Origin of the sequence: Kocuria rhizosphaerae, from assembly GCF_044462265.1 — a bacterium.
Taxonomy (GTDB): Bacteria; Actinomycetota; Actinomycetes; order Actinomycetales; family Micrococcaceae; genus Kocuria; species Kocuria rhizosphaerae.
Window position 1 is genome coordinate 1 of sequence record NZ_JBISWL010000151.1, and the last position, 8,296, is coordinate 8,296.

An 8,296-nucleotide genomic window follows, 5' to 3' on the forward strand; every position below is an offset into this window, starting at 1 on the left:
CCACGGCCTGCCCACCCCGGCGGACGGGATCCGCGTCCACGTCGACCGGTGAGCCGGCCCGGCCCGTGGGAACGCCTGTCCTCCCCCACAGTAGAGTCGTCCCATGGGAACGCGGCTGTACGAGTGGATGACACCGCAGCAGGCTGCGAGCGCGCTCGAGGAGTTCATCGCCGAGCGGGCTCGGGCCCTGGGACACCTGCGCTCGTCGATGACCGCCGCGGGCCTGGACCCCGACGAGGTGCTCGACGGATCCGTGGACTCGGTGGCCCCGGTCTGGGAGTGGATCACTGCGCAGCTCACGGAGCTGGGGGTGGACCCGAGACCGCTGGACGAGGACCCGACACGGCCCTCCTGGCCCAGCTGGTCCCGCCACGGGACGCTGGTGGACCCGCACCCGCCGGCCGCGGCGCTCGCACTGGTCGACGGCTTCGTCTCGTATCTCGCCGGCGTCATCACGACAGCAGTTCCCCCGGCCCGATGGCGGGTCGGCGAGCACATCATCAACGACTACCCGATGCTCAACTACCCGGTGCTCGCGGCCGACGGCCACCAGATCTTCCTGCCGGCCATCCCCCTCTACAGCGCCTACCAGTCCGCTCACGGCCGCGATCCCATGGACGGCGCCGAGATGCTCGCCCACACCCGCCGGACGGTCTCGGCGCTGCGCGGCGAGGGCCCGGAAGCCCACGCCGCGGAAGAGCCGCTGGTGACCGTGGTCGCCGAGGTGGAATGTTTCGACGTCGGGCTGCGCGCCGACGTCCCCGCCGAACATCCCGGTCTGGTGGAGCGGCTGGTCGACGAGCTCTCCGACCGTGAGGGTGTCGATGCGGTCCACCGCTACGGGACCGCCGCGCTCGTGGTGAACGCCCCCTCCTGGGACGAGGTGCGGCTGAGGCTGTGGCTCACGCTGTGGCTGCAGCGCAACCTGTCCCGGTGAGCAGCCCGTGAGCGCTCGGGACCGACACGGCCCCGGAGCGCAGGGAACCACCGGGAACGGCCGGAGGCCCCCACCCGCGTCTCCGCCGGTGAGGGCCTCCTGTGGTGCTCCCCCGACTGGACTCGAACCAGTAACCCTTCGATTAACAGTCGAATGCTCTGCCAATTGAGCTACGGGGGACCGTGCACGCAGGCGTGCAACGAGCCACTACTCTACCGTTCCGCCCGGGGTTCGCCAAATCCCGCGGACCGCCGGGGCGTCAGTCCTGGCGCAGGCGACGCCGCTGCATCTCGAGCTCGAGCAGCTCCCGCTGGAGCTGCTCGTAGCGCTCCCGCCGGGCCCCCGGATCGGTGCGCTGGAGCTCGGCCAGGCGGTCCGACTTCCGCCGGTTGATCTGCAGCTCGAAGAGCCGGGTGAGGATGTCGGCGGTGTAGCGCTCGAGCTGCTGCTGGGTGGTCGCCGGCAACGGCGTCACGGCGAGCTCGGCGAGGTAGCCGTGCAGCGGGTCGGGCAGGTGCCCGCGCACGGCGTCGACCCAGACCTGGCCACCCGGCACGCTCGCCCCACCGTCGCGCAGCTGAGCCCGCGCCGCCAGCACGGCGTCGTGCACGGCCCCGTGCACGGGGTAGCGGAAGGCGCTCAGGGAGAACTCCTCCCAGTGGTCCTCGAGCATCAGGTCCGGGCACTGGACCACCGTCTCGAGTGCCTCGCGCTCCATCCGGGCCACCGGCTCGCGCGGGTCGGGCAGTTCGACCGGCGGCGGCCCCTGCCGCGCCTCGGGTGCGCGGGGCGCCGGGCGCTCCTGGGTGCCGCCGCGGCCGGCGCCGTCGACGGCGCGCTGGACCTCCGCGGGCTCGAGGCCCAGCCAGCCGGCGAGCTGCCGCGCGTAGGCGGGACGCAGGGAGCGGTCCCGGATCCTCGCCACGATCGGCGCGCACGCCCGCATGGCGCGGATCCGTCCCTCGATGGTGTCGAGGTCGTAGTTCTTCAGCGTGGCCCGGATCGCGAACTCGAACAGGGGCCGGCGCGAATCGACGAGGTCCGCCACGGCGGCGTCACCGCGGGCGAGCCGGAGATCGCACGGGTCCATGCCGTGCGGCTCGACGGCCACGTAGGTCTGCGCCACGAACCGCTGGTCCTCCTCGAAGGCGCGCAGGGCCGCCTTCTGCCCGGCGGCGTCGCCGTCGAACGTGAAGACGACCTCGCCCCCGCCGCCGCTGTCGGAGAGGAAGCGGCGGACGATCTTGATGTGCTCGGGGCCGAACGCGGTGCCGCACGTGGCCACGGCCGTTGTCACGCCCGCCAGGTGGCAGGCCATGACGTCGGTGTATCCCTCGACGACGACGACGCGGCGCTGCTTGGCGATCTCCCGCTTGGCGAGGTCGATCCCGTAGAGCACCTGGGACTTCTTGTACAGCGCGGTCTCGGGGGTGTTGAGGTACTTGGGGCCCTGGTCGTCGTCGTCGAGCTTGCGGGCGCCGAAGCCGATGACCTCCCCGGCGACGGCCCGGATGGGCCAGACCAGCCGGCCCCGGAACCGGTCGTAGAGACCGCGGTTGCCCTCGGAGAACATCCCGGTGAGCTTGAGCTCCTGGTCCGTGAACCCTCGCTCCCGCAGGTGCTTGAGCAGGTGGTCCCAGCCGCGAGGGGCGTAGCCGACCCCGTAGCGGCGGGCCGCCTCGCCGTCGAACCCGCGCTCGCCGAGGAACTGCTGCGCGGGGGCGGCCTGGCGGGTGTAGAGGTTGCGCTGGAAGAACTCGGCGGCGACCTTGTGCGCGTCCAGCAGCCGCTGGCGGCGGCCGACCTCCTCCTTCCGCGGCCCTGAGCCCTGCTCGTAGTGCAGCTCGTAGCCGATCCGGGCGGCGAGCTTCTCCACCGTCTCCGCGAAGGTGGTGTGGTCCATGTTCATGAGGAACGCGATGGCGTCCCCGGACTCGTCGCAGCCGAAGCAGTGGTAGGTGCCCGTCTGGGGCCGCACGTGGAAGGACGGGGTGCGCTCGTCGTGGAACGGGCACAGCCCCTTCCAGGAGCCGATGCCGGCGCTCTTGAGGGTCACGTAGCCGTCGACGATCTCCTTGATGTCGGTGCGCGCCCGCACCTCGTCGATGTCCTCGCGTCTGATCAGTCCTGCCACAGGCTCAGTGTAGGCGGGCGGGCGGACGCGCCCGGGCGGGCGCCGGCCGCCCGGTGGAGAACCAGCAGCGGGGCCCGCCCGGGACGGAGGGAGAACGGGGCAGGCTCAGCGCCCGGGCCCGCGCAGCCCGTGCCGGGTTCTCGTGCCGGTCATGGCCGCCCCGCCCAGCGCGCCCACGGCGGCGAACGCGAGGAAGCCCCACGGGTAGGCGCGTCCCGCGCTCAGGAGCGTGCCACCGACGATCGGTCCCGAGATGGCTCCGAGCCGCCCCACTCCGGCGGACATGCCCAGCGCCGTGGCCCGCACACGCGGCGGGTGGTTGGCGGCCGTGAAGACGTGGACGAGCAGCAGGCCCATGGAGGACGCGCCCCAGACGGCGATCGAGTTCCGGCGCCGGCCCGCGGAGAGCAGCATCAGCCCGCCGGACCTCTCCTCCTGCTCCTCGCCGGGGGTGTGGTGCTCGACGTGCACGCCGTAGTGCTCGCCGACCGCGCGGGCCTCGGCGGCGCGGCCCTGGGAGGCGAGCCAGGACGGGGACTCGGGCAGGAGCACGACCATGAGCGGGACGAGCACGAGCGCCGGGAGCGCGCCCAGGACGAACATCTCCTGCCGGCCGAACCGGCCCACGACCACGATGGCCAGGCCCGCCGTGAGCACGGCACCGACGTGGTCGCCCGTCATCACGAGGGTCGTGGCGTCGGAGCCACGGCCCCGAGGACGACGGCGTCGAAGCCGTCGAGCAGAACGGCGGTCCAGCACAGCGGGGCCACCCACGCACGTGAGCGGAGGGGCGGCGAGCCGTCCACGGGCTCGGCGCGAACGGCGGATGCGAAATCGGTTCCCATGACGGTCGAGACCTTGGTGAGAGGGGGCACCAGCGCGTCGAGTCCAGGAACGCGGACCGGGGCGTCCCAGCGCACTGTCATTGAACGGGACGCGGTGGGCTCACCAGAGCGGCTTGTCCCCCACCCGCCAGTGCGTGCCACGGATCCGGTCGTGCAGGGCCACGGCGGAGAGGTCCGTCAGGGACGCGATCTGGTCCACGACCAGGCGCAGCCGGGCGGCCTCCGCCCCGGACCCGTCACCGATCGCGTGCCAGTCCGCGGCGAAGGCCGGGGAGAGCTGCCGTCCGTCGGAGTCCATGAGGGCGCCCGCCAGGATCGTCAGCACCTCCTGCTGGTTGTCGTAGATCGGCTGGGCGTCGCGCACCGTGATGACGTAGGTCGTCGCGATCCCCTTGAGCACGGCGATCTCCACGGCGGTCGCCTCGGGGACCACCAGCTGGGCGTCGTAGCGGGTCAGCGGGCCCTCGCCGTAGATGTCCCGGGTCGCACCCACCGCGGACATCGCGAAGCGGCCGATGAGCTGGCTCGTCATGTTCTTGAGCCGGGCCAGGTCCTTGCGGGACCCGTCCATCTCCCGGACCCAGATCGCGGAGTCCTCGAGCCGGGTGAGTGCGGCGTCCAGGTCTCCGGGATCGGCCCCCGGCAGGTACCAGGCCCGGGTCAGGTCGAGCACCTTGTCCCGCTGGGTCGTGTCGGCGAGCCAGCCCAGCTGCACGAGTCCGGAGGCGATGGCGTCCTCGACGTCGTGCACCGAGTAGGAGATGTCGTCCGCGAGGTCCATGACCTCGGCCTCCAGGCACCGGGTGCGCGCGGGCGTCCCCTCGCGCAGCCACGAGAACACGGGCAGGTCGTCGGCGTAGACGCCGAACTTCGAGGAGCGGGTCCCGTCCGCGCGCAGCGGCGCCTCGCGGGCCTCCCACGGGTACTTGCACGTGGCGTCCAGCACGGCGCGGGTCAGGTTCAGCCCGGCCGGCCGGTCCTCGTCGTCGAGGACCTTGGGCTCCAGCCGGGTGAGCAGGCGCAGCGTCTGCGCGTTGCCCTCGAAGCCGCCGATGTGCTGGGTGAGCCGGTGGAGTGCCGACTCCCCGTTGTGCCCGAACGGCGGGTGCCCGAGGTCGTGGGACAGGCACGCCGCGTCGACGACGTCCGGGTCGCAGCCGAGCATGCGTCCCAGCTCCCGGCCGATCTGGGCGACCTCGAGGGAGTGGGTCAGGCGGTTGCGGACGAAGTCGTCGGTGTCCGGGGAGACGACCTGCGTCTTGGCCGCGAGCCGGCGCAGTCCCGAGGAGTGCAGGATGCGGGCGCGGTCCCGCTCGAAGTCCGAGCGGTACTTGTTGTGGTGCTCCTCGGCCACCCACCGCTCGACGTCGCGGGCCGCGTAGCCCGGGACCGGAGAGCCGGTGCGGTCGATCTCGATGGACGTGTGGGGCATGCCCGGTCCTCTCTGGGTCGTGGGGAGCGGGGCTCAGCCGCCGGAGACGTCGAGCTCGGCGGCCACGAGGCCCAGCCGCTCGGCGTCGCCGAGCTCGCGGGAGGCGAGCCAGCCGTCCGGCAGGTGCGGCCTCTTCGGGGACCCGGCACGGCCGCGGGGTCCCTCGACGGGCGCCCCCGGGTAGCCCAGGTCGAGGTCCAGCTCGGCCAGCAGCTCCCGAAGGGTCGCGAAGTCCGGGACCTGCGCCATCCGCGCACGCAGGTCCCCGCCCACGGGGTAGCCCTTGAAGTACCAGGCGACGTGCTTGCGGATGTCGCGCAGGGCCTTGGCCTCGTCCCCGAACATGTCGACGAGCAGCTCCGCGTGGCGGTAGATGGTGCGGGCCACGTCGGCCACGCCGGGGCGGAAGCGCTCGGGACGGCCCTCGAACGCGGCCTGCAGGTCACCGAACAGCCACGGCCGGCCCTGGCAGCCGCGGCCGATCACGACGCCGTCGACCCCGGTCCGCTCGACCATCCGCACCGCGTCCTCGGCGCTCCAGATGTCGCCGTTGCCGAGCACGGGGACGTCCGGCAGGGCCGCGCGCAGCTGCGCGATCGCGTCCCAGTCCGCGGTGCCGGAGTAGTGCTGCTCGAGGGTCCGCCCGTGCAGGGAGACCGCCGCCACGCCGCAGTCGCGGGCGATCCGGCCGGCCTCCAGGAACGTGAGGTGGTCGTCGTCGATGCCCTTGCGCATCTTGATCGTCACGGGGACGTCGCCCCGGGAGGCCTCCTCGACGGCCGTGCGGACGATGGCGGTGAACAGGTCGGTCTTCCAGGGCAGGGCGGAGCCGCCCCCGCGCTTCGTGACCTTGGGCACGGGGCAGCCGAAGTTGAGGTCGACGTGGTCGGCGCGGTCCTCCTCGACGACCATCCGCACGGCCTGGCCGACGTGGACGGCGTCCACCCCGTAGATCTGGATGGAGCGCGGCGTCTCGTCGGCGTCGTGGTCGATGATCCGCATGGACTCCGGCCGCCGCTCCACGAGGGCGCGGGCGGTGACCATCTCGGTGACGTAGAGACCGCCGCCGTACTCGCGGCACAGCCTGCGGAACGCCTTGTTGGTCACCCCGGCCATGGGAGCGAGCACGACCGGGACGTCGATCCTCAGCCTCCCCAGGTGCAGGGGCGGCAGGTCCAGCTTCGCGGGCGGGGTCTCGGCTCGGGTGTCCATCACCGGGAAATTCTCTCACGGACGGCGGACGGCCCGATCCGGGCGGCGGACCGCCGACTTCGGCCCGCGGATGCCGCAGGCCCCCGGGGGCTCTCCCCCGCGGGTCTGCGGTCCACGGTCACGACCGGTTCCGGCGCGGGCTCAGATCCAGCGGGGGTTGGGCACGTCGGCGCCGGCCTGGAGCCGGTGGCCACCGCGCCCGGAGGCCCATTGGGCCACCGCGGACAGGTCACCGCGCACCAGCGTCCCGGTGTCCTGGCCGGCTGCGGTCCCGAGCTCGCCGAATTCCGGGGCGTCGGTGACCTGGATCCGCAGTCCGGGGTCGGTGTCCTTCGCGGCCCAGGCTCCGACGATCTCGCGCAGCAGCCGGGTCAGGACCTCACGTGGGACGTCGGAGAACCGTGCGCCGTTGTCCAGGTCGATCGCGTGCAGCCAGACCTCCCGGTTGCGCAACCACACGGTCTCGGTGAGCGGCACGGTCCTGCCCTGGGCGGTGCGCACCTCGTGGTGCCAGGCCTCCTCGGGGGTGTCGCGCCACTCGACGTTGAGCGAGACGGACGCGTGGGCGTCGAGGTGGCGCAGGGCGCGGGCCGGCAGGGTCGCGCCGTAGGCGATCTCCTCGTTGCGGGCGGCCGGGGAGGAGTACATCGGGGTCTCCACGCCCGTGTTGGCCCACTGCACGAGACGGGTCAGGGCGCGGGCGTTGTAGCCGACGTGGGCGATGACGTGCCGGCGGGTCCAGCCCGGCAGCAGCGAGGCCCCGTCGAGCTCGTCGTCGGCCAGCTCGTTGACCTTCCGGGACCAGAACGCCGTGCCGCGGCGCACCAGCAGCAGCTGCGACTTCAGCTGCTCGTCGGTGGTGAGGTCCTCTCGGGCGACCATGGCTGCTCCTCTCGTGCCCGCGCTCAGGCGGGGTCGACGATCTTCGTGGACAGCGTGCCGATCCCGTCGATGGCGACCTCCACCTGGTCCCCGGACTTCAGGTAGACCTGCGGGTCCCGGGCACGGCCCACCCCGCCCGGGGTCCCGGTGAGGATGATGTCGCCCGGGCGCAGGGGCAGGATCGTGGAGAGGTAGGAGACCAGGAACGTCGGGGTGAACAGCAGGTCCCCGATGGAGTGCTCCTGCATCGTCTGCCCGTTGACCCGGGTGTGCAGGGTCGCCGTCGCCGGGTCGAACTCGTCGGCGGTGACCATGACCGGGCCCACCGGGGTGGAAGCCGCCCAGATCTTGCCCTGCAGCCACTCCTTGGTCCGGAACTGATACCCGCGCATGGAGATGTCGTTGGCGGCCGTGTACCCGGCGATGTGGCCGGCGGCGTCGGCCTCGGAGACCTTGTGGGCGGTCTTGCCGATGACCACGACGAGCTCGCCCTCCCAGTCCAGCTCCGGGTCCTCCGCCACGGCCTCCACCGGGTCGCCGGGCCCGGTGAGGGTGTCGGCGAACTTCGCGAACATCGTCGGATGGGAGGGCAGGTCCCGGCCCATCTCCTGGATGTGGCTCTTGTAGTTGAGCCCCACGCACAGCACCTTGGACGGGTTGGGCACCAGCGTCTCCAGCCGGGCGTGGGCGGCCTCGTGGCGCGGCCCGGAGGCGTCGGCCGCGATCTGCCGCCAGTTCTCCTGGGCCAGCAGCGCCCCCAGGTCGGGGTAGCCCTCGATCTCGGTGAAGACCTCACCGTCCAGACGGGCGGCGGTCGTGGACCGGTCGGTGCGCAGCGTTGCAAGCTTCATGGG

The 8,296-nt window shown here is 72.7% G+C and carries 8 protein-coding genes and 1 tRNA gene; 1 reads left to right on the plus strand and 8 read right to left on the minus strand.

Features of this window, described 5'->3' with window-relative positions; translation table 11 throughout:
* Window positions 1-103 precede the first annotated feature (103 nt).
* Window positions 104-937, plus strand: coding sequence for a hypothetical protein (locus ACH9EU_RS17825; protein WP_396415246.1), 834 nt, complete (start codon window positions 104-106; stop codon window positions 935-937).
* A gap of 107 nt (window positions 938-1,044) precedes the next feature.
* Here the strand turns inward: ACH9EU_RS17825 and ACH9EU_RS17830 are convergent.
* From ACH9EU_RS17830 to ACH9EU_RS17865, 8 genes are all read right to left on the minus strand, one after another.
* Window positions 1,045-1,117 (minus strand) — tRNA-Asn (locus ACH9EU_RS17830).
* A gap of 79 nt (window positions 1,118-1,196) precedes the next feature.
* Entirely contained in the window at window positions 1,197-3,071 is a 1,875-nt protein-coding gene (gene dnaG, locus ACH9EU_RS17835; RefSeq protein WP_396415247.1) for a DNA primase, read from the minus strand.
* 105 nt (window positions 3,072-3,176) lie between these two features.
* Window positions 3,177-3,752: a hypothetical protein gene (locus tag ACH9EU_RS17840; protein WP_396415248.1), complete on the minus strand. Its 576-nt coding sequence runs from the start codon at window positions 3,750-3,752 to the stop codon at window positions 3,177-3,179.
* On the minus strand, window positions 3,752-3,916 hold the full coding sequence (locus tag ACH9EU_RS17845; RefSeq protein ID WP_396415249.1) for a hypothetical protein: 165 nt from the start codon (window positions 3,914-3,916) through the stop codon (window positions 3,752-3,754). The genes ACH9EU_RS17840 and ACH9EU_RS17845 overlap by 1 nt, the downstream gene beginning before the upstream one ends.
* 100 nt (window positions 3,917-4,016) lie before the next feature.
* On the minus strand, window positions 4,017-5,348 hold the full coding sequence (locus tag ACH9EU_RS17850) for a deoxyguanosinetriphosphate triphosphohydrolase (protein WP_396415250.1): 1,332 nt from the start codon (window positions 5,346-5,348) through the stop codon (window positions 4,017-4,019).
* Between the two features lie 33 nt (window positions 5,349-5,381).
* Entirely contained in the window at window positions 5,382-6,560 is a 1,179-nt protein-coding gene (gene dusB, locus ACH9EU_RS17855) for a tRNA dihydrouridine synthase DusB (protein WP_396415253.1), read from the minus strand.
* 141 nt (window positions 6,561-6,701) lie between these two features.
* Complete coding sequence (locus tag ACH9EU_RS17860) at window positions 6,702-7,442, minus strand: maleylpyruvate isomerase family mycothiol-dependent enzyme (RefSeq protein ID WP_396415251.1); 741 nt, start codon at window positions 7,440-7,442, stop codon at window positions 6,702-6,704.
* A gap of 23 nt (window positions 7,443-7,465) precedes the next feature.
* The coding region (locus tag ACH9EU_RS17865; protein ID WP_396415252.1) for a fumarylacetoacetate hydrolase family protein at window positions 7,466-8,296 on the minus strand (831 nt) is incomplete at its 5' end.

Excerpts from the sequence above, each read along its gene's own strand:
- dusB (WP_396415253.1), bottom strand. The coding sequence starts at position 6,560 with ATGGACACCCGAGCCGAGACCCCGCCCGCGAAGCTGGACCTGCCGCCC.
- ACH9EU_RS17825 (WP_396415246.1), top strand. The coding sequence starts at position 104 with ATGGGAACGCGGCTGTACGAGTGGATGACACCGCAGCAGGCTGCGAGC.
- ACH9EU_RS17845 (WP_396415249.1), bottom strand. The coding sequence starts at position 3,916 with ATGGGAACCGATTTCGCATCCGCCGTTCGCGCCGAGCCCGTGGACGGC.
- ACH9EU_RS17850 (WP_396415250.1), bottom strand. The coding sequence starts at position 5,348 with ATGCCCCACACGTCCATCGAGATCGACCGCACCGGCTCTCCGGTCCCG.
- ACH9EU_RS17840 (WP_396415248.1), bottom strand. The coding sequence starts at position 3,752 with ATGACGGGCGACCACGTCGGTGCCGTGCTCACGGCGGGCCTGGCCATC.
- ACH9EU_RS17860 (WP_396415251.1), bottom strand. The coding sequence starts at position 7,442 with ATGGTCGCCCGAGAGGACCTCACCACCGACGAGCAGCTGAAGTCGCAG.